Source organism: Bradyrhizobium sp. SZCCHNR1043 (assembly GCF_032489675.1).
Taxonomy (GTDB): domain Bacteria; phylum Pseudomonadota; class Alphaproteobacteria; order Rhizobiales; family Xanthobacteraceae; genus Bradyrhizobium.
This window is the reverse complement of the sequence record NZ_JAUEYN010000002.1, coordinates 376,432-401,126: the sequence shown is the minus strand read 5'-3', so window position 1 is coordinate 401,126 and position 24,695 is coordinate 376,432. Positions and strand designations below refer to the sequence as shown.

Genomic DNA, 24,695 nt, shown 5'->3' with positions numbered 1-24,695 from the left:
CGTGACGATCAGAGAAGCGGCCATGGTCCAAACGGAAACACGTCAGGTCGAAGCTCAGGACGTCAGGTCCAACGCCGCTCCGATCCCGCTCAGCGAGATCGCCCTGACGGGCATTTTCGAAATCTCGAAGATCCTGGCGGCGCCGACGCGGTTGGAGATCACCCTCGCCAATGTCGTCAACCTGCTGCAGTCCTTCATGCAGATGCGCCACGGCGTGGTGTCGCTGCTCGCCGATGACGGCATTCCCGATCTTGCGGTGGGGGCCGGGTGGAGCGAAGGCAGCGATCAGCGCTATCGCGAACGGCTGCCGCAGAAGGCGATCGACCAGATCGTCGCCACCGCCGTGCCGCTGATCGCGGAGAACGTCGCCGATCATCCCGTCTTCAGCGCCGTCGACGCGGTGACGCTCGGCGTCGGTGCCGACACCCGGGTGTCCTTCCTTGGCGTTCCCATCCGCATCGACCAGCGCGTCGTCGGCACGCTGACGATCGACCGTGTCTGGGACGGCCGCGCCGTGTTCCGGCTCGATTCCGACGTTCGCTTCCTGACCATGGTCGCCAACCTGATCGGCCAGACCATCAAGCTTCATCGGGTCGTCGCGCGTGACCGCGAGCGGCTGATGGCGGAAAGCCACCGGCTGCAGAAGGAGCTGTCGGAGCTGAAGCCGGCGCCGAAGGATCGCAAAAAGGTGCTGGTCGACGGCATCGTCGGCGACAGCCCGGCGCTGCGCGCATTGTTGGAGAAGATCAACGTCGTCGCCAAGTCGAATGCGCCGGTGCTGCTGCGCGGCGAATCCGGCACCGGCAAGGAGCTGGTGGCGAAGGCGATCCATGAACTGTCCAATCGCGCCAAGCGGCCGTTCATCAAGATCAACTGCGCCGCATTGCCAGAGACGGTGCTGGAGTCGGAGCTGTTCGGCCATGAGAAGGGCGCCTTCACCGGCGCGATCAACGCGCGCAAGGGCCGCTTCGAACTGGCCGACAAGGGCACCTTGTTCCTCGACGAGATCGGCGAGATCTCGCCGGCGTTCCAGGCCAAGCTCCTGCGCGTGTTGCAGGAGCAGGAGTTCGAGCGCGTCGGCGGCAATCAGACCATCAAGGTCGATGTCCGCATCGTCACCGCCACCAACCGCAACCTCGAGGAGGCGGTGTCGCGCAACGAGTTCCGCGCCGACCTCTACTACCGGATCAGCGTGGTGCCGATCAAATTGCCGCCGTTGCGCGAGCGTCGCAGCGACATTCCGCAGCTGGCGCGCGAGTTCCTGCGCCGCTTCAATTGCGAGAACGAGCGCGACCTGACGTTCGACGTCAGCGCGATCGAGGTGCTGATGCATTGCGGCTTCCCCGGCAATGTGCGCGAGCTGGAGAACTGCGTGCAACGGACCGCGACCATGGCAACGGGCTCGGCGATCAGCATGGACGACTTCGCCTGCAGCCGCAACGAGTGCATGTCGGCGATCCTGTGGAAGGGCAACACGGTAACCCCGCCGCCGCCGCGCGGCCAGCCCATGGTGCCGCTGCCGATCCTGCCGCGGACGTCGGCGCCGATCGAGGCTCCCGTCGAGTTGCCGGCCATCGATGCCGATGACGGCGAGTATTCCGAGAGTACGGAGGGCGGCGCGGTGCCGGAGCGCGACCGCATCGTGCAGGCGATGGAGCGGTCCGGCTGGGTCCAGGCCAAGGCCGCACGCCTGCTCGGCCTGACGCCGCGCCAGATCGGCTACGCGCTGAAGAAGCACAACATCGAGGTCAAGCGGTTCTGAGCGGGTTGGGTCTCATGAGGGGCGCGCAGATGGCGCGCCCTTTTTTATTTCACGTGCATGCTGTCGCCCGCGTAACGATAGTCGTGAAACTCGAGATCGCGCCCCGGCGACGGTCGGCTCCCCTCCCCCTTGCGGGGAGGGGTCGGGGGTGGGGGTCTCCGGGCGCTGATCGTCGTGAGTTCGCTCGCTGTACTCACGTCCGCTGAGCTGCTCGTTACATCACACATCGTCACTCCGCTGGTGACAGCATTAGCGCGCATCACGTGCAGCGTGCTCGTGGACCCCCGCCCCCGACCCCTCCCCGCAGGGGGGAGGGGAGCTCACTGCCCTCGTGGCGGGGGCTCGACCCAAACGCGCACGCGACTTCATGCGCCCTGTCGCACTTGCGACATGCTGTCGGGAGAGCGACAGCTGACCGGCGTGGCGATCTTTAGAATCCTCCTTAGAAATCAACCAAATGCTCTCTGGCACGCGGCTTGAAAGATACCCCGTGAATGACGTCGTCCGATGTCGCAGGGATCGCGGGGAGCTGCACATGACCTACAAGATCATCGCCTCACAATGCACGGTCTGCGGGGCTTGCGAGTTCGAATGTCCGAATGCGGCCATCCGGCTGAAGAACGACATGTACATCATCGATCCGAAGAAGTGCACGGAGTGCGAGGGCCACTTCGACGCGCCGCAATGCGCTGCCGTCTGTCCGGTGCCGGACACCTGCGTGCCCGCCTGACGCGGGCCACGACGGAAACATTGCAAGCGGAGTGAGAGATGGCAGCGGTTCAGGAGACCATTGATCGGGTCAAGGGCATCGACGTCGATCAATATCGCTACGGATTCGAGACCGTCATCGAGTCCGAGAAGGCTCCGAAGGGGCTGTCGGAAGACACGATCCGCTTCATCTCGGCCAAGAAGAGCGAGCCGACTTGGATGCTGGAGTGGCGGCTGGAGGCGTACCGCCGCTGGCTGACGATGACCGAGCCGACCTGGGCGCGCGTCGGATACCCGAAGATCGACTATCAAGATCTCTATTACTACGCGGCGCCGAAGCCGAAGAAGAAGGTCGCCTCGCTCGACGAGATCGATCCGGAGATCCTGAAGACTTACGAGAAGCTTGGCATTCCCCTGCGCGAGGTCGAGATCCTCGAAGGCGTCGAGCGGCCTGCGGCGGCGGAAGCGGATGTCGACGGCGAGGCCGCGGCGCCGCGCAGCAAGATCGCCGTCGATGCCGTGTTCGACTCGGTGTCGGTGGCGACGACGTTCAAGGAGGAACTGAAGAAGGCCGGCGTGATCTTCATGCCGATCTCCGAAGCGCTGCGCGAGCATCCCGACCTCGTCCAAAAATATCTCGGCACGGTGGTGCCCACCACCGACAACTATTTCGCGACGCTGAATTCGGCGGTGTTTTCCGACGGCTCGTTCGTCTACATCCCGCCGGGCGTGCGCTGCCCGATGGAGCTGTCGACCTACTTCCGCATCAACGAGCGCAACACCGGCCAGTTCGAGCGCACCCTGATCATCGCCGACCAGGGCGCCTACGTCTCCTATCTCGAAGGCTGCACGGCCCCGCAGCGCGACGAGAACCAGCTGCATGCCGCCGTGGTCGAGCTGGTCGCGCTGGATGATGCCGAGATCAAATATTCGACGGTGCAGAACTGGTACCCCGGCAATTCCGAAGGCGTCGGCGGCATCTATAATTTCGTCACCAAGCGTGGTGACTGCCGCGGCACAAATTCGAAGATCTCCTGGACCCAGGTCGAGACGGGATCGGCGATCACCTGGAAATATCCGAGCTGCATCCTGCGCGGCGACAATTCCAGCGGCGAGTTTTATTCGATCGCGATCTCCAACGGCTTCCAGCAGGTCGACTCGGGTACCAAGATGATCCATCTCGGCAAGAACACGTCGAGCCGGATCATCTCCAAGGGCATCGCCGCCGGCAAGTCGCAGAACACCTATCGCGGCCTGGTCAGCGCCCATCGCAAGGCCTCCGGCGCGCGCAACTTCACCGCCTGCGACTCGCTCTTGATCGGCGACAAATGCGGCGCGCACACCGTGCCCTACATCGAGGCCAAGAACTCCTCCGCGGTGTTCGAGCACGAGGCGACGACGTCGAAGATCTCCGAGGACGTGCTGTTCTACTGCATCCAGCGTGGTCTCAGCCAAGAGGAGGCGGTCGGCCTCGTGGTCAATGGCTTCGTCAAGGACGTGCTGCAGCAATTGCCGATGGAGTTCGCGGTCGAGGCGCAGAAGCTGATCTCGATCTCGCTCGAAGGTTCGGTTGGATGACGGCGTCGCGCCGCGACAGCATCAGAAGGAGTGTTCGATGACGGCCTTGCTCGAAATCAAGGGGCTCCATGCCGAGATCGCAGGCGGACGGAAGATCATCCAGGGCCTGGACCTGACCGTGAACAAGGGCGAGATCCACGCCATCATGGGCCCGAACGGCGCCGGCAAATCGACGCTGTCCTACGTGCTGGCCGGTAAGCCCGGCTATGAGATCACCGCCGGCGAAGTCTATCTCGACGGCGAGGACCTGCTGGCGATGGAGGCCGACGAGCGCGCCGCAAAGGGTGTGTTCCTCGCGTTCCAATATCCGATGGAGATTCCCGGCGTCGCGACCTTGACCTTCCTGCGGGCCGCCTTCAACGCCCAGCGCAAGGCGCGCGGCGAGGAGGAGCTGTCCTCGCCGGACCTGATCAAGCGGGTGCGCGAGATCGCCAAGACGCTGAACATCGACGCCGACATGCTGAAGCGGCCGCTCAATGTCGGCTTCTCCGGCGGCGAGAAGAAGCGCAACGAGACCCTGCAGATGGCGCTGCTGCAGCCCTCGCTCTGCGTGCTCGACGAGACCGATTCCGGCCTCGACATCGATGCGCTGAAGGTCGTCGCCAACGGCGTCAACGCGCTGCGCTCCGCCGAGCGAGGCATGATCGTGATCACCCACTATCAGCGGCTCCTCGACTACATCGTGCCCGACATCGTCCATGTGTTCGCGGCGGGCCGCATCGTCCGCACCGGCGGCAAAGACCTCGCGCGCGAGCTCGAGGCGACCGGCTACGCCCAGTACCAGAGCGAAGCGGCGTAAGGCGCCGGGGAGGACGAACATGGGCGTCGTGATCCGCAAGACCAAGGCCGAACTCGGACTGGCCGATCTGTATCAGGGCGCCCGCCGCTATCTGCCGGGCGGCGAGGAGATCACCGCGGTGCGCGCTGCTGCGTTCGACCGTTTCAATGCGGTCGGCCTGCCGCACCGGCGCGTCGAGGCGTGGCGCTACACCGATTTGCGCACGCAGATGAAGGAGGCCAAGCGGCTCGCCTCGCTGCCCGACGACGCGGCCAAGACCAAGGCGCGCGAGGCGAACGACTTGTTCGCGGGCGCTGGCTTCCGCAAGCTGATGATCGTTGACGGTGCCTTCGTGCCCGAGCTGTCCGACCTCGCCGATCTCGAGCCGGGCCTCACCATCCAGCCGATGGCCGACGCGCTCGCCGCCGACAAGCCGCTGCTGTCGCAGCGTCTCGGCCCCGTCGTGCCTGACGACGATCCGGCGTTGGCGCTCAACACCGCGCTGGCTGCCAATGGCGTCGTGATCCTGGTCGCGCCGGGCACGGCACTGAGCCGACCAATCCACGTCGCGTTCGTCACGACGAACTGGGTCGCAACCTCGATGTACACGCGGTCGCTGGTCAATATCGGAACTGGGGCCAGCGCCACCATCGTCGAGTCGCATCAGGGGCCCGACGGAAGCGAATATCAAGTCAACACCGCGATGCAGCTCGTCGTCGGCGACGAGGCGCGGATCGACCATGTCAAGGTGACCCGGGAGGGCAACAGCGCGCTGCACATCTCCTCGCTGCTCGCCAATATCGGCGCGCGTGCGACCTTCAATCAGCTTGGCTTCGTCGCCGGCGGCAGCCTGGTGCGCAACCAGCTGTTCGTGCATATCGCGGGTGAGGGCACTGTTGCCGACATCCGCGGCGGATCGCTGCTGTCGGGCACCCAGCATGCGGACACGACCTTGGCGATCGAGCACGCAGCTGAGAACTGCCAGAGCCGCGAGACCTTCAAGGCGGTCGTCGGCGACACCGCGCGCGCGGTTTTCCAGGGCAAGATCACGGTCAGTCCCGGCGCGCAGAAGACCGACGCCAAGATGATGTCGCGGGCGCTGCTATTGTCCGACGAGGCCGAGGCCGACAGCAAGCCGGAGCTCGAGATCTTCGCCGACGACGTGCAGTGCGGCCACGGCACCACGACCGGCGCGATCGACGACGAGCTGCTGTTCTATCTGATGGCGCGCGGCATTCCGCCCAAGGAAGCCAAGGCGCTGCTGATCCAGGCCTTCGTTGGCGAGATCATCGAAGGCGCCGCCGATGAGAGCGTGCGGGCGGCGTTGACCGAAGCGATGCTGGGCTGGCTCGGACAACGGGAGTAGGTGATGCATGCAGCGGTGAACGGAAGCGGCTACGACGTTGGCCGCATCCGTGCGGACTTTCCGATCCTCGGCATGCAGGTGCACGGCAAGCCGCTGGTCTATCTCGACAACGCGGCGTCGGCGCAGAAGCCGCAGGCCGTACTGGACCGGATGAACCAGGTCTATACGTCCGAATACGCCAACGTGCATCGGGGGCTGCATTATCTCGCCAACGCCGCCACCGAGGCCTATGAGGGCGCCCGCGCCAAGGTGGCGTCGTTCCTGAATGCCGAAAGCCCTGAGCAGATCATCTTCACGCGCGGCGCCACGGAAGCCGTGAACCTGGTCGCGCAGACCTTCGGCCGCGAGCGGATCGGGCCGGGCGATGAGATCGTGCTCTCGATCATGGAGCACCACGCCAACATCATCCCCTGGCATTTCCTCCGGGAGCGCCAGGGCGCGGTGCTCAAATGGGCTCCTGTCGACGACGACGGAAATTTCCTGCTCGACGAATTCGAAAAGCTGCTGACGCCGCGCACCAAGATGGTGGCGATGACGCAGATGTCGAACGTGCTCGGCACGGTCGTGCCGGTCAAGGAGGTCATCCGCATCGCGCATGCGCGCGGCATCCCGGTGCTGATCGACGGCTCGCAGGCCGCCGTGCACATGGAGGTCGACGTCCGCGATCTCGATGCGGATTTCTATTGCATCACCGGCCACAAGATCTACGGCCCGACCGGCATCGGCGCGCTCTATGGCAAGCGCGAGCTCCTGGCGTCGATGCCGCCGTTCAACGGCGGCGGCGAGATGATCCGCGAGGTTTCGCGCGACTGGGTGACCTATGGCGATCCGCCGCACCGCTTCGAGGCCGGCACGCCGCCGATCGTGGAAGCCGCCGGGCTGGGGGCTGCGATCGACTACGTCGCCTCCATCGGCAAGCAGCGCATCGCCGCGCATGAGCATGATCTCGTCGCCTATGCGACCGAGCAGTTGCGCGAGATCAACTCGCTGCGCATCATCGGCAATGCCGCCGACAAGGGGGCGATCGTCTCGTTCGAGATGCAGGGCGCCCACGCCCACGACTTCGCCACCGTCATCGACCGCTCCGGCGTCGCGGTCCGCGCCGGCACCCATTGCGCCATGCCGTTGCTGGAGCGCTTCGGCGTCACGGCGACGTGCCGGGCGTCGTTCGCGATGTACAACACGCGGGAAGAGGTCGACGTGCTGGTGCGGGCGCTGAAGAAGGCGCAGGAATTCTTTTCGTAGAGGCGCCTTTTCCTACACGCAGTGATCGCGAAGGAGCGCTGCTCGTTGATGCGCCCTCTCCCCTTGTGGGAGAGGGCAGCACCGCTACCAGCCCTGGAATCGCTCGGGTGAGGGGTCGTCTCCGCGAGCCATGACCTTCTGAGTGCGCCGAGAGACCCCTCACCCGGTGGCCTTCGGCCGCCCCCCTCTCCCACAAGGGGAGAGGGGGCACCGAGTTCGCCGCGATACGCGCGATCAATCAAAGCAGCAATCAAACAACCAAACCTACGCCGCCGCCGCGAGCGCCGCCTGGGCGTCGGCTCTGATGCGGCTCACCATCGAGCGGAAACCGTTGGAGCGCTGCGGGGTTAAATGCTCGCGCAGGCCGAGTTTCTCGAACAGCGCGATCGGATCGGCGGCCAGGATCTCGGATGCGGTGCGGCCGGACACCATCGCGAGCAGGATCGCGACCAGGCCGCGGACGATGTGGGCGTCACTGTCGCCGATGAAGTCGAGCGCCGGCACTGCGGCGTCGTGCCGCACTGTGGTGGCAAGCCAGACCTGGCTGGTGCAGCCCTGCACCTTGTTGCCATCATTACGGTCGGTATCGGGTAGCGGCGGCAGGCCGCGCCCCAACTCGATCACGTAACGGTAGCGGTCGTCCCAGTCGTCGAGCAGCGCGAAATTCTCGACGATGTCCTCGATGTCCGGTGTCCCCGGCGTCGCGGTCTGGGTCATCTTCAACATCATCCCCTCCTCGTCATCGGCTGATCTCCGTGGATACCAGGGCCAGCTATGCCGTCAGGCCCGGCTCGCTACCGCGCCGCGCCAGCACGGAATCGACCGCGTGCGTGACGCCGTCGAAGGTGATCGGCTTGGCGATGATGGCTTCCGCGCCCTGCCGCAGGCCGGCCAGCGCGAGCGGCGACTTGGTCGATCCTGCGACCACGATGATGCCGGCCTGATGCATCGTCCTGGCGAGCATGCCGACCGTCTCGGCGCCGTCGTCCTCCAGGATGCTCATCCCGATGAGGACGGCATGGGGCGTGGTCCGTGCGGCCTTGGTCAATGCGTCGGCGGTCTCCGCGAAGGTGAAGGTCTCGTGACGCTCACTGAGAATGTAGCCGAGCGCCGAGCGGATCACCTGATCGGCTTCAATGACAAAGACGCGCGTCTTGCTCGCCATCAATAGTACTCCTGCTGGCCCGTTCGAAAGCGGGTTTGATCTACATCAAGCAAACTCCGTACCGCCGCTCCTGGCCGGCCTCACGCGAGCGCTCCCCGGTGTTCTCTACGGAAGCGCCGCTCGGAGCCGCGGCGGCATGTGTCGTTTCGGACAGCACGGCGCGGCAGCGTCGGGTGAAAACCCCCGATGTCGGATTTGCAACAAGTACATCCTAGCGCCGAGCTTGGCCGCATCTCTTTCAAAACATGGCCTTTTTAACGATTCCAAAGCTCTGGCACAGCCGTTGCAAAACTGGGCTCAGGCAAAGGTTGAGGGCTGAGTGCACGCCGACGCTTCGGACGAGCGATGCTCTCCTTCCCAATAACCCGTCTGCCGGTTCTGGAGAGAGGACGCGGTCTCGCGATGCAAGGTGCATGCGAGACATTGGCAATCGGTTGATGGAGAGCATCATGGCAGCGCTGCGACAAATCGCATTCTACGGCAAAGGCGGCATCGGCAAGTCGACGACGTCACAAAACACCCTCGCGGCACTCGCCGAGATGGGCCACCGGATCCTGATCGTCGGCTGCGATCCGAAGGCGGATTCGACCCGCCTGATCCTGCACGCCAAGGCGCAGGACACAATCCTGAGTCTGGCCGCTGCTGCGGGCAGCGTCGAGGACCTCGAGATCGAAGAGGTCATGAAGGTCGGCTATCGCGACATCCGCTGCGTCGAGTCCGGTGGTCCGGAGCCGGGCGTCGGCTGCGCCGGCCGGGGCGTCATCACCTCGATCAACTTCCTGGAAGAGAACGGCGCCTATGAGGACATCGACTACGTGTCCTACGACGTGCTCGGCGACGTGGTCTGCGGCGGCTTCGCGATGCCGATCCGCGAGAACAAGGCGCAGGAGATCTACATCGTGATGTCCGGCGAGATGATGGCGATGTATGCCGCCAACAACATCTCCAAGGGCATTCTGAAATATGCCAACTCCGGCGGCGTGCGCCTGGGCGGCCTGGTCTGCAACGAGCGCCAGACCGACAAGGAGCTGGAGCTGGCGGAGGCGCTGGCCAAGAAGCTCGGCACCCAGCTGATCTACTTCGTGCCGCGCGACAACATCGTGCAGCACGCCGAGCTGCGCCGCATGACCGTTCTGGAATATGCGCCGGACTCGGTCCAGGCCGGCCACTACCGCTCGCTGGCGCAGAAGATCCACGCCAACGGCGGCAAGGGCATCATCCCGACCCCGATCACGATGGACGAGCTCGAGGACATGCTGATGGAGCACGGCATCATGAAGGCGGTCGACGAGAGCCAGATCGGCAAGACCGCCTCCGAGCTCGCCGCCACGGCGTAACCGCCACCGGTCATCCGGCCCATGATCTCTAAGGGCCGGATGACCCCCGCAACCGATCATCGAGGAAAAGCCAGATGAGCGTCATCGAGAAACAAAGCGTGGCCGAGATCAAGGCACGCAACAAGGAACTGATCGCCGAGGTCTTGAAGGTCTATCCGGAGAAGACTGCCAAGCGTCGCGCCAAGCACCTCAACGTGCATGAGAACGGCAAGTCCGACTGCGGCGTCAAGTCGAACATCAAGTCGATCCCGGGCGTCATGACCATTCGCGGCTGCGCCTATGCCGGCTCGAAGGGCGTGGTGTGGGGCCCGATCAAGGACATGATCCACATCAGCCACGGCCCGGTCGGCTGCGGCCAGTACTCCTGGGCGGCGCGCCGCAACTACTACATCGGCACGACCGGCATCGACACCTTCGTGACGATGCAGTTCACCTCCGACTTCCAGGAGAAGGACATCGTGTTCGGCGGCGACAAGAAGCTCGCCAAGATCATGGACGAGATCCAGGAGCTGTTCCCGCTCAACAACGGCATCACCGTGCAGTCGGAATGCCCGATCGGTCTGATCGGCGACGACATCGAGGCGGTCTCCAAGGTCAAGTCGAAGGAGTATGACGGCAAGACCATCGTTCCCGTCCGCTGCGAAGGCTTCCGCGGCGTGTCGCAGTCGCTCGGCCACCACATCGCCAACGACGCGATCCGGGACTGGGTGTTCGACAAGATCCCGGCCGACGCTGCGCCGCGCTTTGAGCCGTCGGACTACGACGTCGCGATCATCGGCGACTACAACATCGGTGGCGACGCCTGGTCGTCGCGCATCCTGCTCGAGGAGATGGGTCTGCGCGTGATTGCCCAGTGGTCGGGCGACGGCTCGCTGGCCGAGCTCGAGGCGACGCCGAAGGCGAAGCTGAACGTGCTGCACTGCTACCGCTCGATGAACTACATCTCGCGTCACATGGAAGAGAAGTACAATATTCCGTGGTGCGAATACAATTTCTTCGGGCCGAGCAAGATCGCCGAATCGCTGCGCAAGATCGCCAGCTATTTCGACGACAAGATCAAGGAGGGTGCCGAGCGCGTCATCGCGAAGTACCAGCCCCTGATGGACGCCGTGATCGCCAAGTACCGGCCGCGCCTCGAAGGCAAGACCGTGATGCTGTTCGTCGGCGGTCTGCGTCCGCGCCACGTGATCGGCGCCTATGAAGACCTCGGCATGGAGGTCGTCGGCACCGGCTACGAGTTCGGCCACAACGACGACTATCAGCGCACCGCCCAGCACTACGTCAAGGATGGCACGTTGATCTATGACGACGTGACCGGCTACGAGTTCGAGAAGTTCGTCGAGAAGGTCCAGCCGGACCTGGTCGGCTCGGGCATCAAGGAAAAGTACGTGTTCCAGAAGATGGGCGTGCCGTTCCGCCAGATGCACTCCTGGGACTACTCGGGTCCCTACCATGGCTACGACGGGTTTGCGATCTTCGCCCGCGACATGGACATGGCCATCAACTCGCCGGTCTGGAAGATGGCAAAGGCGCCCTGGAAGCAGGTGCCCAAGCCGTTGCTCCAGGCTGCCGAGTAACACCACCACCCACGGCCTGGCTCTCCTTCGGCGGAGAGCCAGCGCTCCCTGATCGACACAGGAAAATAGAGAGGGTTATCCCATGACGCAGAGTGCCGAACATGTGCTCGATCACTTCGAGCTTTTCCGTGGTCCCGAATACCAGCAGATGCTGGCGAACAAGAAGAAGATGTTCGAGAATCCGCGCGATCCCGCCGAGGTCGAGCGCATCCGCGAATGGGCCAAGACGCCCGAATATCGCGAGAAGAATTTTGCCCGTGAGGCGCTGACGGTCAATCCGGCCAAGGCCTGCCAGCCGCTCGGCGCCGTGTTCGTCGCCGTCGGCTTCGAGAAGACGCTGCCGTTCGTGCACGGCTCGCAGGGTTGCGTGGCCTACTACCGCAGCCATCTGTCGCGCCACTTCAAGGAGCCAAGCTCCTGCGTGTCGTCGTCGATGACCGAGGACGCAGCGGTGTTCGGCGGCCTCAACAACATGATCGACGGCCTCGCCAACGCCTACAACATGTACAAGCCGTCGATGATCGCGGTCTCCACCACCTGCATGGCGGAAGTCATTGGTGACGACCTCAACGCCTTCATCAAGACCTCGAAGGAAAAAGGCTCGGTTCCGGCCGAGTTCGACGTGCCCTTCGCCCACACGCCCGCCTTCGTCGGCAGCCACGTCACCGGCTACGACAACGCGATGAAAGGAATCCTGGAGCACTTTTGGGACGGCAAAGCCGGCACCGCGCCGAAGCTCGAGCGCGTTCCGAACGAGAAGATCAACTTCATCGGCGGCTTCGACGGCTACACCGTGGGCAACATCCGCGAGGTCAAGCACATCTTCGAGGAAATGGGGATCGAATACACGATCCTCGGCGACAACTCGAACGTGTTCGACACCCCGACCGACGGCGAGTTCCGCATGTATGATGGCGGCACGACCTTGGAGGACGCGGCCAACGCCGTCCACGCCAAGGCGACCATCTCGATGCAGCACTATTGCACCGAGAAGACCTTGCCGCTGATCAAGAACCACGGCCAGGAAGTGGTCTCGTTCCACCATCCGGTCGGCGTCACCGGCACCGATGCCTTCGTGATGGCGCTGTCGCGCATCACCGGCAAGGAGATCCCGGAATCGATCGCCCTCGAGCGCGGCCGCCTGGTCGACGCGATCGCCGACTCCAGCGCGCACATCCATGGCAAGAAGTTCGCGATCTACGGCGACCCGGATCTCTGCCTCGGCCTCGCCGCGTTCCTGCTCGAGCTCGGCGCCGAGCCGACCCATGTGCTCGCCACCAACGGCAACAAGGAGTGGGCCGAGAAGGTGCAGGCCGTGTTCGATAGCTCGCCGTTCGGCAAGAACTGCCACGTGTATCCCGGCAAGGATCTGTGGCACATGCGCTCGCTGCTGTTCACCGAGCCGGTCGACTTCCTGATCGGCAACACCTACGGCAAGTATCTGGAGCGCGACACTGGCACCCCGCTGATCCGCATCGGCTTCCCGATCTTCGATCGCCACCACAAGCACCGCTATCCGGTGTGGGGCTATCAGGGCGGCCTGAACGTGCTGGTTACGATCCTCGACAAGATCTTCGACGAGATCGACCGCAACACCAACGTGCCGGCCAAGTCGGACTACAGCTTCGATATCATCCGCTGAGTGACGGCGCGGCGGCCTTCCGGGGCCGCCGCGTTTCGATGTTGGGAGCAGGGCTCAAGGGGAGGCATGTCGTGCCTGAGCCTTGTCTTTCGAAAGACGCGCAATCGGTCGTCAACAGGAGAAGCCAATGAGCTCGCTTTCGGCCACGATCCAGAACGTCTTCAACGAGCCGGGTTGCGGCAAGAACGCCAACAAGTCCGAGGCCGAGCGCAAGAAGGGCTGCACCAAGCAGCTGCAGCCGGGCGGCGCGGCCGGTGGCTGCGCCTTCGACGGCGCCAAGGTCGCATTGCAGCCGCTGACCGACGTCGCGCATCTCGTGCACGGACCGATCGCCTGCGAAGGAAATTCCTGGGACAACCGCGGTGCAGCCTCCTCTGGATCCCAGATCTGGCGCACCGGCTTCACCACCGACATCAACGAGACCGACGTCGTGTTCGGCGGCGAGAAGCGCCTGTACAAGGCGATCAAGGAAATCATCGAGAAGTACGATCCGCCGGCGGTCTTCGTCTACCAGACCTGCGTGCCCGCCATGACCGGCGATGACATCAACGCGGTCTGCAAGGCGGCCTCCGCGAAGTTCGGCAAGCCCTGCATTCCCGTCAATTCGCCCGGCTTCGTCGGCCCGAAAAATCTCGGCAACAAGCTCGCCGGCGAGGCGCTGCTCGATCACGTCATCGGCACTGTCGAGCCTGAGGTCACGACGCCCTACGACCTCAACATCATCGGCGAATACAATCTGTCCGGCGAGCTCTGGCAGGTGAAGCCGCTGTTCGACGAGCTCGGCATTCGCATCTCCGCCTGCATCTCCGGCGACGGTCGCTACAAGGATGTGGCGTCGTCGCACCGCGCCCGTGCGGCGATGATGGTGTGCTCCAAGGCGATGATCAACGTCGCCCGCAAGATGGAGGAGCGTTACGGCATTCCGTTCTTCGAGGGCTCGTTCTACGGCATCCAGGACTCCTCGGACTCGCTGCGCGAGATCGCGCGCCTGCTGGTCGAGCGCGGCGCGCCGGCCGATCTGCTGGATCGCACCGAGGCCGTCATCGCCCGTGAGGAGGCCAAGGCGTGGGCCGCGATCGAGCCGTTCAAGCAGCGGCTGACCGGCAAGAAGGTGCTCTTGATCACCGGCGGCGTGAAGTCGTGGTCGGTCGTCGCGGCGCTGCAGGAGGCCGGCATGGAGCTGGTCGGCACCTCGGTGAAGAAGTCCACCAAGGAGGACAAGGAGCGCATCAAGGAGCTGATGGGCCAGGACGCGCACATGATCGACGATATGGCGCCGCGCGAAATGTACAAGATGCTCAAGGACGCCAAGGCCGACATCATGCTGTCCGGCGGCAAGTCGCAGTTCGTGGCACTCAAGGCCGCGATGCCCTGGCTCGACATCAACCAGGAGCGCTCGCACGCCTTCATGGGCTATATCGGCATGGTGAAGCTGGTCGCGGAGATCGACAAGGCGATCTACAACCCGATGTGGGCGCAGCTGCGCAAGCGCGCGCCGTGGGAGACCGCCAACAACAACTGGCAGGCCAGGGCGATCGCGCAGGCTAATGCGGAAGCCGCGGCGCTCGCCGCCGATCCGGTTGCCGCGGAAGCCGCGCGCCGCGCCAAGAAGATCTGCCACTGCAAGTCGGTCGATCTCGGCACCATCGAGGACGCCATCAAGACTCATGGTCTGAGCGACGTCGCCGGCGTCCGCACTCACACCAACGCCTCCGGCGGTTGCGGGGCATGCGCCGGCCGGGTCGAGGACATCCTGGCGGCGCAGAAGGCGCCGGCCGAGCTGCTGCAGGCGGCGGAGTAGGCGACGCTCATGGCCAAGGTCACCATTGGGAAGAAGGCGTGCGCGGTCAACCCGCTCAAGATGAGCCAGCCGATCGGCGGCGCGTTCGCCTTCCTCGGCCTGCGCGGGGCGATGCCGCTGCTGCACGGCTCGCAGGGCTGCACCTCGTTCGGGCTGACGCTGTTCGTGCGCCACTTCAAGGAAGCGGTGCCGATGCAGACGACGGCGATGAGCGAGGTCGCCACCGTGCTCGGAGGCTATGAGAACGTGGAGCAGGCGATCCTCAACATCCATAAGAGGCAGAAGCCGGAGATCATCGGCATCTGCTCGACCGGGGTGACCGAGACCAAGGGGGACGACGTCGACGGCTACATCAGGCTGATCCGCGAGAAGCATCCGGAGCTCGCGACCTACCCGCTGGTCTATGTCTCGACGCCCGATTTCAAGGATGCGTTCCAGGACGGCTGGGACAAGACAGTCGCCAAGATGGTCGAGGTGCTGGTCGACAAGCCGACCTCGACGCGGCGCGATCCGGCCCGCGTCAACGTGCTGCCGGGCTGCCATTTGACGCCGGGCGACATCGAGGAGCTCAGGACGATCTTCGAGGATTTCGGCCTGGAGCCGTCGTTCCTGCCGGATATCGGTGGCTCGCTCGACGGTCACATTCCCGACGAGTTCACGCCGACCACGATCGGCGGCATCGGGCTCGAAGAGATCGCGACCATGGGCAGCGCGGCCTGGACGATTGCGATCGGCGCGCAGATGAAGCGCGCGGCGGAGGCGATGCAGGCCAGGACCGGCGTGCCGTACCGGCTGTTCGAGCGGCTCTGCGGGCTGTTGCCGAACGACGAGTTCATGACGTTCCTGAGCGATATCTCGGGGCGTCCGGTGCCGGCAAAATATCGCCGGCAGCGCGGCCAGCTCGCGGATGCCATGCTGGATGCCCATTTCCACATCGGCGGCCGCAAGCTTGCTGTTGGCGCCGAGCCGGATCTGCTGTTCGATGTCGCCAGCATGCTGCATGACATGGGTGCACACATTGCCGTGGCCGTCACCACGACCCAGTCGCCGGTGCTCGAACGCATGCCGTGCGAGGAGGTGCTGATCGGCGATCTCGAGGACCTGGAGACGCTCGCCAAGGCGCGCGACTGCGGTCTCATGATGACGCATTCGCACGGCCGCCAGGCTGCGGCGCGTCTCAAAATCCCGTTCTATCGGATCGGCTTCCCGATGTTCGACCGGCTCGGGGCAGGGCATTTGCTGACGGTCGGCTATCGCGGCACCCGCGACCTCGTCTTCGCGCTGGCCAATCTCATCATCGCCGATCGCGAGGACAACCATCAGCCGACGCCTGACACCTGGCTCGATCCGTGGAAGGACGTCCAGCAGGCATCGATCGACTCCGCCGTCGTGGCGCCACTGCATTGACGTTTCAGGAGAAAGGACCGACGACATGAAAGTCGCATTCGCTACCCAGGATCTGAAACGCGTCGACGCCCATTTCGGCTGGGCCAAGAACATCGCGATCTACGATGTCGACACTGCGGGGCATCGCTTCGTCGAGACCGTCGAGTTCGACGGCGATCTCAAGGAGGACGGCAACGAGGACAAGCTGGCGCCGAAGATCGAGGCAATCAAGGATTGCGCGATCCTCTATGTCGCCGCGATCGGCGGCTCCGGCGCCGCGCGCGTCGTCGCCAACAACATCCATCCGATGAAGGTCAATCAGCCCGAGGAGATCAGCGATCTCCTGGGCAAGCTGCAGGCCGTTCTGGCTGGCACGCCGCCGCCCTGGCTGCGCAAGGCGCTCGCCAAGGGCCAGGAACGCGTTCTCGATTTCGAGGAATGAGGAAACCAACATGTCCGATACCGCGGTAGCAGTCGAAACGGTACCCGCCGAGCAGCGGCCCTTCGTCAAGGAACTCATCAAGGTCTGGCGCGCCCAGGACACCCACGGCGCCTGGGAGGGCAAGAAGGACATCGACCTGCTCGAGCCCTACATCCTGGACAAGGAGAAGCGGCGGGCGCTGCCGATCATCGGCGATCCAGATCCGGAGACGATCTGGCGGCTCGAACTGTTCTTCAACGCGGTCGCGCTGTCGATCGAGAAGGCCACCGGCGTGATGATCTCGCCGATGCTGAAGATGAGCCACGAGGGCTTTGGCCGCATGGTGCTGATCGGCGGCCGGCTGATCGTGGTCAACAAGCAGCTGCGCGACGTGCACCGCTTCGGCTTCGACAATCTCGGCAAGTTGGCCGACGAGGGCGACAAGTTCGTCAACGCCGGCGTCGAGATGATCGAGAAGTTCAAGGACGTCGCAAACTACTAACGGCGAGGATGGAGACAATGAGCGACCTGGACACCCTGAAGGCCGAGATCAAGAAGCTGTCGGCACGTGCCATGGATGCCAAGATGAACCTGCACGACTTGTCGGAGGAGCTGCCCATCAACTGGGACCAGATCCTGCCGACGGCGCAGAAGGCGCATGAAGCCTTTGCCGAGTTGGAGAAGAAGCGGGCCGAGCTGAAGAAGCTCGAGACCGCGTAGGCTTACATAGGACCCGTCATCATGTCCAATTCAACCCGTGACGGCCGCGACTGGCGGCCGGACTATCTGGTCGCCATCGACGCCGGAAAGTGTATCGGCTGCGGCCGCTGCTACAAGGTCTGCGGTCGCGAGGTCATGACCTTGAAGGGCATCAACGACGAGGGCGAGTTCGTCGAGCTCGATGACGACGAGGATGACGAGGTCGAGAAGAAGATCATGGTCATGCACGACACCGGCGCCTGCATCGGCTGCGGCGCCTGCGCCCGCGTCTGCCCGACCAACTGCCAGACCCATTCGCCGGCGGCGTGAGATCATCGAGCGTGCTGACATGGTGCGGATGGAGGCAAAGTTCACGATCGGCCAGGTGATACGGCACCGCGTCTACGACCTGCGCGGTGTCGTGTTCGACGTCGACCTGTCATTCTCGGAAGAAGAGGGCTGGCGCGCCATCACCATGGACACCAGGCTCGACAAGGAGCAGCCGTTCTACTACCTGCTCGCCGAATGCGGCGACAGCAGCTACATCGCCTATGTTCCGGAGCAGAACTTGGTGGCGGACGTCACGGGTGAGCCGGTCAAGCATCCCGATATCGGCGAGCTGTTCGACGTCGATGACGAGGGTAGCTATCGCTACCGCGGGCGGCTTTTTCAGTAGCGTATCCACCGCCAGGGCCGTCATTGCGAGGAGCCGCAGGCGACGAAGCAATCCAGAGTTTTCGCGCTGCCCTGGATCGCGTCGCTGCGCTCGCGATGACGGATCGGTAGGGTGGGCAAAGGCGCCTGGGCAGTCTTTCCACGCTGATTCAGCTAACGCGCCGTGCCCACCATCTTTCGATGCGTGGGATGGGAATGGTGGGCACGCCATCGGACGCCGCTTCGCGCCGCCCGCTGGCTTTGCCCACCCTACGCATCAATGCCTACTCGATCCCCTGTTCGCGCGCCTTCCACATCGCGGCGATCCGGAAGCGCTCGTTGATCGCAGCGGGGTCGGCGAGGATCTCGGCCTGGGCGGCGGCGAACGCGCTCTCGACGATTGCGGCCTCCTCCTTGGTCAAGGTGATGCGGCCGGCCATGTGGGTCGCGTCGGGCGCGGCCTCCCAGATCTTGCGCCGGTTCGGATGCAGCTTGACTTCGACCAGCTCGAACGCCTCGAGCTCGCCTTCGAGACAGATTGCCAGCCCAATCACCTCGACCTTGCGGCCGTCCTGCGTGGTCTTGACCAGGGTTCTTGCCATGCTCGTGCTCCCGTCATTCGTCTGTGCACATCACGCCGCCACCGCCGTGTCGTCGAGCTGGCTCCATTCCGCCCAGGACCCGTCGTAGACGGCAACATCCGGACGTCCCAGCCGATAGAGCGCCAGCGCCAGCATGCATGACGTGATGCCCGAGGCGCAGGTGGTGACGATCGGCTTCTCTAGATCGACGCCAGCACTCGCGAATCGGGCTGCGAGCGCGTCGGGCGCCATGAGCACGCCCGTGTCCGGGTCGACCAGATCGGCCCAGGGCAGATTGATCGCGCCGGGGATGTGACCCTGGCGCTTGAAGGTGAACACATCGGGCTGCGTGCCGTCGAACTTGCCGGGACCGCGGGCGTCGACCAGCTGCGCGCCGCCACTCTGCACGGCGGCCGAGGTGGTCACAAGCTCCGGCCTGAAGCTTGCGCTGAAGCTCGCCGGCACCGGGCGCACCGGCGTCATCTCCGCAGGCCTCTTCTCCTTGGTCCATTTGCCGAAGCCGCCGTCGAGCAGGGCGACGTTGTCGTGCCCGAACACGCGGAACATCCACCACACGCGGCCCGCGGCGGAGCCGCCATAGTGGCGGTCATAGACGATGACGCGGTCAGAATTGCTGATGCCGAGCAGCCCGACCTTGTGGGCGAAATCCTCCGCTGACGGCAGCATGTGCGGCAGCGGGCTCGACTTGTCGGCGACCTGGTCGATGTCGAAATGCACCGAGCCCGGCAGATGCCGGCCGCGATATTGCGTACGACCATCGAGATTGGTGCTCGGATGATGCCAGGTGCAGTCGAGGATCTTGGTGGCGGGATCGGTGAGATGTTGCGCCAGCCATTCGGAGCTGACCAGGGCGTCAGAGAAGTCTGTGCTCATGCATTCGCTCGCGATGTCGTTAAACCAACAGGAGGGACCTGGTCCAAGGCGTGACGGCATCCGCCGTCACAGCGTCTTCGGCATCGGATAGCCCGGGCGTGGATGCGTGTCGTAGTATTCCGGACGCTCCGGCCAGCCGCCTTCGGCGATGATCTTGAAGGTCGCGACCGTAACCGGTGCGCCGGGCGAGCACGACACTTCGGTGAACTTGATCTCGCGCTCGCCTGGGCCGGCGGAGAAATCGGCGACGGTGGTGCCGTCCGCCTTGCGGGCGCGCGCAAAGCCGGGCGTGCCGACGGTGGCCGCCGGCACGGACGTCGCGACGAAGTTCGGCTGCTCGAGGCCATCCACCGCGGGGCCGAAGGCGGGCGAGCCGAACGTGAAGGTCGCGAGCACGCCGCTGCGGTCGACCGGCTTGTCCGCGGTGATCGGACGCGCCACCGAGTAGACCGTCAGCGTGCCGCCCTCCAATGCCGCCTTGATGTCGTCGAGCGAGCTCTCGACGAATTCCAGTGCCACGTTCATGTCGATCTCCTTACAAAGCCGTACTCGCAGGAGAATTTTTCAAGTTCTGTGCCAGTCTCTCGCAGCAGCGAAGAAAGCCAGGCGGACGGGCGGAGTTGCGCGAATCTTGCAACGCGTTCCGCAGGCGAGCCGACCGCCGCTCCCGCTGCGCTGAAGCGGCCGTGTCGGAGATGCGCCAGACATCGATGAGGCCCGACATGACGACCGACGTCGCCTACGCCATCTGCAGCTTCAACGACATCCCGAGCCGCCGCGCCATGGGCTTTCAGCTCATGATCGTGGCCGAGGACGGAACGCAACGTCCGTGGCCGATCTTCGTGATCCGCTGGGGCAAGCAGGTGTTCGGCTATCTGAACATGTGCCCGCACGATAAGGTCAATCTCGACTGGGAGCGAAATCAGTTTCTGGACGGCAACGGCCTGCGCATCCTGTGCGGCAAGCACGGTTCGCTGTTCGAGATCGGCACCGGGCTCTGCGTCGACGGCCCGTGCAAGGGCGAGAGCCTGACGCCGGTGGCGTTGAGCGTCCTCGATGGCGACATCTGCGTGACCGGCGTGACCTTGGTCGAGGATGAAGAGGATGAGGGCGAGACCGGCCTGCAATGCGAGGAAGGCTGAGGCTGCGATCCCGGCGAAGTCCCGACGGCAACTGCCGGGACTTCATCTTGCATATGAAGAAAAGGACGATGTCAGACCGGCCGGTTCTCGTTGCGGTTCTTGACCGGCTCCATCCTGGCCAGTGCATCCGCGTAAGGCACGAGATCGTAATTCTCACGGAAGTCCTTGGCGGTGTCGAGCACGTAGTCGAGCTTGCCTGCGGTATCGAGCTTCTTGATGTCGTTCTTGTCGATCGACAGCAGCTCCAGCATCTCCTTCCAGACCGTGGATTCGTCGCAAGGCAGGACATAGAACGTCACGTCGCCCATCTTGATGCGATACTTCGCCAGGAGGTCGATGTTGTTGCAGAACATGAAGTACTTGCCGTTCGGCTGCAGCAGGTTCTTGAGCACCTCGACCGCCGTCTCGAGATAGGCCAGCGAGTGGATGTAGCCGACCAGCACCGGAATGGTCGCCTCGCCGTCGTTGACGATCGTCAGCACCTGCTCGATCGAGAAGTCCGGCGGCCGCTTCTCGTCGGCGACCTGGGTCTGGAATTTCAGCGCGATGTCGCCGCGGAAGCCGAACCGTCCCGGCTTGGTGGTCGGCGCCTTGAGGACGGCGTTGAGCAGCCGTCCTTCCTTGTCGAGCTGCGCGAGCGCGGTGGTCTCGATCGCAACCGTCTTCTCCAATGTCGTCATCAGCAATCCCCTCGCATGTCCTGGTGAGCCGTCTCGCCGCACGGCGCGGTCGAAAAAGGCTGGAATGCAAATTGTCTGCCGGTGTGTGCTGCGTCTTGATTTACTTGGTCTTTCGCCCACGACCTCAGAGCATTGTCGGGTTTCCGCCGCGACATCCCTTCGGCACGTCCGAGGTGGGCGCAAATCACCCGTGTCGGAAACCCGACATGCGTCGGAAACGCCACAGCGACTTTGCGAAAAGCCGTGTCGTTTCAGTTAATTGCTGCATGGCATGAGACTTGCCATTCCTGTTCGCAACAGCCGAATGGGAAAGGCAAGACGATGATGATCAACCTGACCGACAGCGCCATCAATGCGGTTCGCAACGCGATCACGACCTCCGACAAGCCGGTCGATGGCTTGCGGATCATGGTCGAAGCCGGCGGCTGCGCCGGGCTCAAATACAACATGGGTCTCGTCAGCGGCAGCGAGGCAGAGGACACCGTGATCGAGCGCGAGGGCGTGCGCGTGCTCGTCGATCACAAGAGTCTCGAATATCTCGAAGGCACGACGATCGATTTCGTCATTGCGCTCGAGGGCTCCGGCTTCACCTTCGAGAATCCGAACGCCAAGTCCAGCTGCGGCTGCGGCAAGTCGTTTGCCTGATCCTTTAAACATTCGAGAGAAGTAAAATCATGCTGGTCGAATCCCAGGGCATCGTCGAAGCGCCGTCGCAGATGAGCGAGCGCGAGCGGATCATCCGGGCCGTGATCGAGGAGGTCCGTCCGAACCTCAAGCGCGACGGCGGCGATTGCGAGCTCGTCGAGATTGATGGCAACAAGATCATGGTCAAGCTCGCCGGCGCCTGCATCTTCTGCAAGCTCGCCAGCGCGACGCTCGAGGGCATCCAGGCGCGCATGATTGAAAAGCTCGGCGAGTTCGTTCGCCTCGTTCCGGTGGCCGGCGCAGCCAAGGCGCGGCATTAAGGAGCGGCCTTGCGTCCGGTCTATCTCGACAACAACGCGACGACCCGTGCGGATCCTGAGGTCGTCGCCGCGATGTTGCCGTTCTTCTCGGAGCAGTTCGGCAATGCGTCGTCCTCGCACGCGTTCGGCAGCGAGGTGGCCAGCGCCGTGAGACAGGCGCGCAAGAGCCTGCAGGCGCTGTTAGGGGCCGTCTTCGAGCACGAGATCGTCTTCACGTCGGGTGGCACGGAGTCCGACAACAGCGCGATCCTATCGGCGCTGCAGACCCAGAGCGGCCGCGACGAGATCGTCACGACGGCGGTGGAGCATCCCGCAATCCTGTCGCTGGTCGAGTATCTCAGGGACAAGCGCGGCCTCACGGTGCACCTGATCGGCGTCGATGCGGCCGGCTGCCTCGATCTCGAGGCCTACAAGCGCGCGCTCGGGCCCCGCACTGCGATCGCCTCGGTGATGTGGGCCAACAACGAGACCGGCACGCTGTTCCCGATTCCGGAGCTGGCGAAGCTCGCACATGACGCCGGTGCGCTGTTTCATACCGATGCCGTTCAGGCTGTCGGCAAGGTCGCGATCGATTTGAAAGCTGCCGGCGTCGACATGCTGTCGTTGTCGGGCCACAAGCTGCACGGCCCCAAGGGTATCGGTGCGCTGTATGTCAGAAAGGGCACGCCGTTCGCGCCGCTGCTGCGCGGCGGCCCGCAGGAGCGCCGCCGCCGCGGCGGCACCGAAAACGTTCCCGCCATCATCGGTCTCGGCAAGGCGGCCGACCTCGCCGGACAACATCTCGCCGACGAGCAGCGCCGGGTGCGCGCGCTGCGCGACCGGCTGGAGCAGGGCATCATCGAGGGCGTCGGCCATTGCGCCGTGCTGGGCGATATCGAGCACCGGCTGCCCAACACGTTGAACATCGCCTTCCAGCATCTCGAAGGTGAGCCGATCGTGATGCGCCTGAATCAGGCGGGCATCGCGGCTTCGCTCGGCTCGGCCTGCGCGTCCGGCTCGATGGAGCCGTCGCATGTGCTGCGCGCGATGAACGTGCCGTCGGATCTGCTCCGCGGCGCCGTCCGCTTCTCGCTATCGCGCGACACCACCGGCGACGACATCACGCGCGTGCTGCAGGTCCTGCCCGACATCGTCGCCAGGCTGCGTGAGACCTCGCCGGCCTGGCTGCAGCATCATCCTTCACAATCGGCGGACCCCCTTCGATCCACGGAGCTCACGTAATGAAAGTCATGATCCGCCGCTCGCCGGAAACGGGCCTGTCGATCTACGTCCCCAAGAAGGACCTCGAGGAGCCCATCGTCGAGTCCGAGCACGAGTCCTTGTGGGGTGGCTGGATTCGCATCGCCAATGGCTGGGTGCTCGAACTGCCGCAGATGGCCGCCGACACGCGGCTGCCGATCACGATCAATGCGCGCAAGCGCGGTGGCGAAGGGGACGAGTGATGAATGCGCCGCTTCCTCATATCGACATCGTCAGACAGGCTGATGCCGAAGCCCTGCTCAAGGACGTCGTGGCCCGGCTGAAGGCCGGCAAGGTCGTTCCGTATCTCGGTCCCGGCGTCTCGGAGCAATCCGGCGCGGCGGTGCCGATGAATCCCGAAGCGCTGGCCGCGTTCTTCGGCACCAAGGTGGCGCTGCCGCGCCGCGCCAAGGGCAATGCGTGGGCTTCCGCGCAGCACATCGAGAGCACGCGCCACCGCTCGACGGTGACGGCGCTGATGGCTGAAGCCTTTGCCGCGCCCGTCGCGCCGACACCGCTGCAGCAGTATCTGGCGTCGCTGCCGCTGCCGATGGTCGTCGACAGCTGGTATGACGGCGCGATGCGGACGGCGCTCGCCGGGCGCGGCGATTGGGGCGAGGTGCAGGGCATCACGCGGGCCGGAATCGGCGAGGACCGCTGGTATCGCTTCTACGACGCTGCGGGCGCCGAGAGCGATCGTGAGAAGGCCGGAAGCTGGACCACGCTGCTCTACAAGCCGCATGGCGGGACCACGCCAGCCAAGAACTTCCTGATCACAGACGCCGACTATGTCGAGGTCCTGACCGACATCGACATCCAGACGCCGATACCCGACACGGTCAAGGACCGGCGCACCGACCGAAGCTTCCTGTTCATCGGCTGCCGCTTCAACGACCAGTTGCTGCGCACCTATGGCCGTCAGGTGATTAAGCGCTCCGGCGCCGAGCATTACGTCCTGGTCGAGCCTGACTCATTGTCGAAGAACGAGTTGAAGTTCTTCATCGCCGAGCGGCTGACGCCGATCGCGATTCCGCTGGCCCGCGCGACCGAGATCATCATCGGCGGCTGAGCGAAA

At 64.3% G+C, this 24,695-nt stretch carries 28 protein-coding genes; 22 read left to right on the top strand and 6 right to left on the bottom strand.

The genetic code is table 11. The features are described 5' to 3' along the window. Positions 1–22 precede the first annotated feature (22 nt). The 6 genes from nifA (at position 23) to QX039_RS04485 (ending at position 7,437) form a co-directional block, all read left to right on the top strand. Positions 23–1,762: a nif-specific transcriptional activator NifA gene (nifA, locus tag QX039_RS04510; RefSeq protein WP_315771571.1), complete on the top strand. Its 1,740-nt coding sequence runs from the start codon at positions 23–25 to the stop codon at positions 1,760–1,762. A gap of 535 nt (positions 1,763–2,297) precedes the next feature. Further along, positions 2,298–2,492: a 4Fe-4S dicluster domain-containing protein gene (locus tag QX039_RS04505; RefSeq protein WP_006609648.1), complete on the top strand. Its 195-nt coding sequence runs from the start codon at positions 2,298–2,300 to the stop codon at positions 2,490–2,492. A gap of 38 nt (positions 2,493–2,530) precedes the next feature. Beyond that, a complete protein-coding gene (gene sufB, locus QX039_RS04500) occupies positions 2,531–4,048 on the top strand; it encodes a Fe-S cluster assembly protein SufB (protein ID WP_315771568.1) in 1,518 nt (505 codons plus the stop codon). A 37-nt stretch (positions 4,049–4,085) separates the two neighbouring features. Continuing rightward, complete coding sequence (sufC, locus tag QX039_RS04495; RefSeq protein ID WP_315756240.1) at positions 4,086–4,847, top strand: Fe-S cluster assembly ATPase SufC; 762 nt, start codon at positions 4,086–4,088, stop codon at positions 4,845–4,847. A gap of 19 nt (positions 4,848–4,866) precedes the next feature. Continuing rightward, positions 4,867–6,192 carry a Fe-S cluster assembly protein SufD gene (gene sufD, locus QX039_RS04490; protein ID WP_315771566.1) on the top strand — a complete coding sequence of 442 codons (1,326 nt, stop codon included), beginning with the start codon at positions 4,867–4,869 and terminating at the stop codon, positions 6,190–6,192. Positions 6,193–6,195: 3 nt separating this feature from the next. After that, a complete protein-coding gene (locus tag QX039_RS04485) occupies positions 6,196–7,437 on the top strand; it encodes a cysteine desulfurase (RefSeq protein WP_315771564.1) in 1,242 nt (413 codons plus the stop codon). Positions 7,438–7,701: 264 nt separating this feature from the next. On the opposite strand, the gene QX039_RS04480 is transcribed toward QX039_RS04485, so the two are convergent. Next, entirely contained in the window at positions 7,702–8,163 is a 462-nt protein-coding gene (locus QX039_RS04480) for a SufE family protein (RefSeq protein ID WP_315771562.1), read from the bottom strand. 46 nt (positions 8,164–8,209) lie between these two features. Next, positions 8,210–8,602, bottom strand: coding sequence for a response regulator (locus QX039_RS04475; RefSeq protein WP_315740948.1), 393 nt, complete (start codon positions 8,600–8,602; stop codon positions 8,210–8,212). Between the two features lie 449 nt (positions 8,603–9,051). On the opposite strand from QX039_RS04475, the gene nifH reads away from it, so the two are divergent. From nifH to hspQ, 10 genes are all read left to right on the top strand, one after another. Beyond that, positions 9,052–9,939: a nitrogenase iron protein gene (nifH, locus tag QX039_RS04470; RefSeq protein WP_315740949.1), complete on the top strand. Its 888-nt coding sequence runs from the start codon at positions 9,052–9,054 to the stop codon at positions 9,937–9,939. Between the two features lie 74 nt (positions 9,940–10,013). Further along, positions 10,014–11,516, top strand: a complete 1,503-nt coding sequence (gene nifD, locus QX039_RS04465; protein WP_315740950.1) for a nitrogenase molybdenum-iron protein alpha chain — start codon at positions 10,014–10,016, stop codon at positions 11,514–11,516. 82 nt (positions 11,517–11,598) lie between these two features. Further along, positions 11,599–13,158, top strand: coding sequence for a nitrogenase molybdenum-iron protein subunit beta (gene nifK / locus QX039_RS04460; RefSeq protein ID WP_315740951.1), 1,560 nt, complete (start codon positions 11,599–11,601; stop codon positions 13,156–13,158). 127 nt (positions 13,159–13,285) lie between these two features. Continuing rightward, a complete protein-coding gene (gene nifE, locus QX039_RS04455) occupies positions 13,286–14,959 on the top strand; it encodes a nitrogenase iron-molybdenum cofactor biosynthesis protein NifE (protein WP_315771560.1) in 1,674 nt (557 codons plus the stop codon). A gap of 9 nt (positions 14,960–14,968) precedes the next feature. Next, positions 14,969–16,366, top strand: a complete 1,398-nt coding sequence (nifN, locus tag QX039_RS04450; RefSeq protein WP_315771558.1) for a nitrogenase iron-molybdenum cofactor biosynthesis protein NifN — start codon at positions 14,969–14,971, stop codon at positions 16,364–16,366. Between the two features lie 25 nt (positions 16,367–16,391). Then, positions 16,392–16,787 carry a nitrogen fixation protein NifX gene (gene nifX / locus QX039_RS04445; RefSeq protein ID WP_315756230.1) on the top strand — a complete coding sequence of 132 codons (396 nt, stop codon included), beginning with the start codon at positions 16,392–16,394 and terminating at the stop codon, positions 16,785–16,787. 10 nt (positions 16,788–16,797) lie between these two features. After that, complete coding sequence (locus QX039_RS04440; protein ID WP_315740955.1) at positions 16,798–17,268, top strand: NifX-associated nitrogen fixation protein; 471 nt, start codon at positions 16,798–16,800, stop codon at positions 17,266–17,268. 17 nt (positions 17,269–17,285) lie between these two features. Beyond that, positions 17,286–17,486 carry a CCE_0567 family metalloprotein gene (locus QX039_RS04435; RefSeq protein ID WP_012045814.1) on the top strand — a complete coding sequence of 67 codons (201 nt, stop codon included), beginning with the start codon at positions 17,286–17,288 and terminating at the stop codon, positions 17,484–17,486. A 21-nt stretch (positions 17,487–17,507) separates the two neighbouring features. After that, the gene (gene fdxB, locus QX039_RS04430) at positions 17,508–17,795 is read left to right on the top strand and encodes a ferredoxin III, nif-specific (RefSeq protein WP_015665404.1); all 288 of its coding nucleotides are present in this window, start codon (positions 17,508–17,510) and stop codon (positions 17,793–17,795) included. A 19-nt stretch (positions 17,796–17,814) separates the two neighbouring features. Next, on the top strand, positions 17,815–18,141 hold the full coding sequence (hspQ, locus tag QX039_RS04425) for a heat shock protein HspQ (RefSeq protein ID WP_315771556.1): 327 nt from the start codon (positions 17,815–17,817) through the stop codon (positions 18,139–18,141). Between the two features lie 262 nt (positions 18,142–18,403). On the opposite strand, the gene QX039_RS04420 is transcribed toward hspQ, so the two are convergent. The 3 genes from QX039_RS04420 to QX039_RS04410 form a co-directional block, all read right to left on the bottom strand. Beyond that, the gene (locus QX039_RS04420) at positions 18,404–18,721 is read right to left on the bottom strand and encodes a hypothetical protein (RefSeq protein ID WP_315771554.1); all 318 of its coding nucleotides are present in this window, start codon (positions 18,719–18,721) and stop codon (positions 18,404–18,406) included. A 30-nt stretch (positions 18,722–18,751) separates the two neighbouring features. After that, on the bottom strand, positions 18,752–19,594 hold the full coding sequence (locus QX039_RS04415; RefSeq protein WP_315771552.1) for a sulfurtransferase: 843 nt from the start codon (positions 19,592–19,594) through the stop codon (positions 18,752–18,754). Between the two features lie 66 nt (positions 19,595–19,660). Then, the gene (locus QX039_RS04410; protein WP_315740959.1) at positions 19,661–20,119 is read right to left on the bottom strand and encodes a hypothetical protein; all 459 of its coding nucleotides are present in this window, start codon (positions 20,117–20,119) and stop codon (positions 19,661–19,663) included. A 197-nt stretch (positions 20,120–20,316) separates the two neighbouring features. On the opposite strand from QX039_RS04410, the gene QX039_RS04405 reads away from it, so the two are divergent. Further along, positions 20,317–20,736: a Rieske (2Fe-2S) protein gene (locus QX039_RS04405; protein WP_315771549.1), complete on the top strand. Its 420-nt coding sequence runs from the start codon at positions 20,317–20,319 to the stop codon at positions 20,734–20,736. 71 nt (positions 20,737–20,807) lie between these two features. On the opposite strand, the gene QX039_RS04400 is transcribed toward QX039_RS04405, so the two are convergent. Next, positions 20,808–21,416, bottom strand: a complete 609-nt coding sequence (locus QX039_RS04400; RefSeq protein WP_315756224.1) for a hypothetical protein — start codon at positions 21,414–21,416, stop codon at positions 20,808–20,810. A 324-nt stretch (positions 21,417–21,740) separates the two neighbouring features. Here QX039_RS04400 and QX039_RS04395 point away from each other — a divergent pair, with 324 nt between their 5' ends. The 5 genes from QX039_RS04395 to QX039_RS04375 are packed head-to-tail and all read left to right on the top strand — an operon-like array spanning position 21,741 to position 24,689. Beyond that, positions 21,741–22,061 carry a HesB/IscA family protein gene (locus QX039_RS04395; protein WP_015665411.1) on the top strand — a complete coding sequence of 107 codons (321 nt, stop codon included), beginning with the start codon at positions 21,741–21,743 and terminating at the stop codon, positions 22,059–22,061. A gap of 29 nt (positions 22,062–22,090) precedes the next feature. Beyond that, positions 22,091–22,381: a NifU family protein gene (locus QX039_RS04390; protein WP_315713137.1), complete on the top strand. Its 291-nt coding sequence runs from the start codon at positions 22,091–22,093 to the stop codon at positions 22,379–22,381. Between the two features lie 9 nt (positions 22,382–22,390). Beyond that, complete coding sequence (gene nifS / locus QX039_RS04385) at positions 22,391–23,602, top strand: cysteine desulfurase NifS (protein ID WP_315771547.1); 1,212 nt, start codon at positions 22,391–22,393, stop codon at positions 23,600–23,602. Further along, positions 23,602–23,823 carry a putative nitrogen fixation protein NifT gene (gene nifT, locus QX039_RS04380; RefSeq protein WP_315713133.1) on the top strand — a complete coding sequence of 74 codons (222 nt, stop codon included), beginning with the start codon at positions 23,602–23,604 and terminating at the stop codon, positions 23,821–23,823. The genes nifS and nifT overlap by 1 nt, the downstream gene beginning before the upstream one ends. After that, positions 23,823–24,689, top strand: a complete 867-nt coding sequence (locus QX039_RS04375; RefSeq protein WP_315740964.1) for an SIR2 family protein — start codon at positions 23,823–23,825, stop codon at positions 24,687–24,689. The genes nifT and QX039_RS04375 overlap by 1 nt, the downstream gene beginning before the upstream one ends. The last annotated feature ends 6 nt before the right edge of the window (positions 24,690–24,695 follow it).

Bases quoted from the DNA above. Each gene is read 5' to 3' on its own strand.
- QX039_RS04415 (WP_315771552.1), bottom strand. From the start codon at position 19,594: ATGAGCACAGACTTCTCTGACGCCCTGGTCAGCTCCGAATGGCTGGCG.
- nifT (WP_315713133.1), top strand. From the start codon at position 23,602: ATGAAAGTCATGATCCGCCGCTCGCCGGAAACGGGCCTGTCGATCTAC.
- sufC (WP_315756240.1), top strand. From the start codon at position 4,086: ATGACGGCCTTGCTCGAAATCAAGGGGCTCCATGCCGAGATCGCAGGC.
- nifH (WP_315740949.1), top strand. From the start codon at position 9,052: ATGGCAGCGCTGCGACAAATCGCATTCTACGGCAAAGGCGGCATCGGC.
- QX039_RS04410 (WP_315740959.1), bottom strand. From the start codon at position 20,119: ATGAACGTGGCACTGGAATTCGTCGAGAGCTCGCTCGACGACATCAAG.
- nifK (WP_315740951.1), top strand. From the start codon at position 11,599: ATGACGCAGAGTGCCGAACATGTGCTCGATCACTTCGAGCTTTTCCGT.
- QX039_RS04375 (WP_315740964.1), top strand. From the start codon at position 23,823: ATGAATGCGCCGCTTCCTCATATCGACATCGTCAGACAGGCTGATGCC.
- hspQ (WP_315771556.1), top strand. From the start codon at position 17,815: ATGGTGCGGATGGAGGCAAAGTTCACGATCGGCCAGGTGATACGGCAC.
- nifD (WP_315740950.1), top strand. From the start codon at position 10,014: ATGAGCGTCATCGAGAAACAAAGCGTGGCCGAGATCAAGGCACGCAAC.
- nifE (WP_315771560.1), top strand. From the start codon at position 13,286: ATGAGCTCGCTTTCGGCCACGATCCAGAACGTCTTCAACGAGCCGGGT.
- QX039_RS04480 (WP_315771562.1), bottom strand. From the start codon at position 8,163: ATGTTGAAGATGACCCAGACCGCGACGCCGGGGACACCGGACATCGAG.
- QX039_RS04400 (WP_315756224.1), bottom strand. From the start codon at position 21,416: ATGACGACATTGGAGAAGACGGTTGCGATCGAGACCACCGCGCTCGCG.
- QX039_RS04475 (WP_315740948.1), bottom strand. From the start codon at position 8,602: ATGGCGAGCAAGACGCGCGTCTTTGTCATTGAAGCCGATCAGGTGATC.
- nifN (WP_315771558.1), top strand. From the start codon at position 14,969: ATGGCCAAGGTCACCATTGGGAAGAAGGCGTGCGCGGTCAACCCGCTC.
- QX039_RS04420 (WP_315771554.1), bottom strand. From the start codon at position 18,721: ATGGCAAGAACCCTGGTCAAGACCACGCAGGACGGCCGCAAGGTCGAG.
- QX039_RS04505 (WP_006609648.1), top strand. From the start codon at position 2,298: ATGACCTACAAGATCATCGCCTCACAATGCACGGTCTGCGGGGCTTGC.
- QX039_RS04395 (WP_015665411.1), top strand. From the start codon at position 21,741: ATGATCAACCTGACCGACAGCGCCATCAATGCGGTTCGCAACGCGATC.
- nifX (WP_315756230.1), top strand. From the start codon at position 16,392: ATGAAAGTCGCATTCGCTACCCAGGATCTGAAACGCGTCGACGCCCAT.
- fdxB (WP_015665404.1), top strand. From the start codon at position 17,508: ATGTCCAATTCAACCCGTGACGGCCGCGACTGGCGGCCGGACTATCTG.
- QX039_RS04405 (WP_315771549.1), top strand. From the start codon at position 20,317: ATGACGACCGACGTCGCCTACGCCATCTGCAGCTTCAACGACATCCCG.
- QX039_RS04435 (WP_012045814.1), top strand. From the start codon at position 17,286: ATGAGCGACCTGGACACCCTGAAGGCCGAGATCAAGAAGCTGTCGGCA.
- QX039_RS04440 (WP_315740955.1), top strand. From the start codon at position 16,798: ATGTCCGATACCGCGGTAGCAGTCGAAACGGTACCCGCCGAGCAGCGG.
- QX039_RS04485 (WP_315771564.1), top strand. From the start codon at position 6,196: ATGCATGCAGCGGTGAACGGAAGCGGCTACGACGTTGGCCGCATCCGT.
- nifA (WP_315771571.1), top strand. From the start codon at position 23: ATGGTCCAAACGGAAACACGTCAGGTCGAAGCTCAGGACGTCAGGTCC.
- sufD (WP_315771566.1), top strand. From the start codon at position 4,867: ATGGGCGTCGTGATCCGCAAGACCAAGGCCGAACTCGGACTGGCCGAT.
- QX039_RS04390 (WP_315713137.1), top strand. From the start codon at position 22,091: ATGCTGGTCGAATCCCAGGGCATCGTCGAAGCGCCGTCGCAGATGAGC.
- sufB (WP_315771568.1), top strand. From the start codon at position 2,531: ATGGCAGCGGTTCAGGAGACCATTGATCGGGTCAAGGGCATCGACGTC.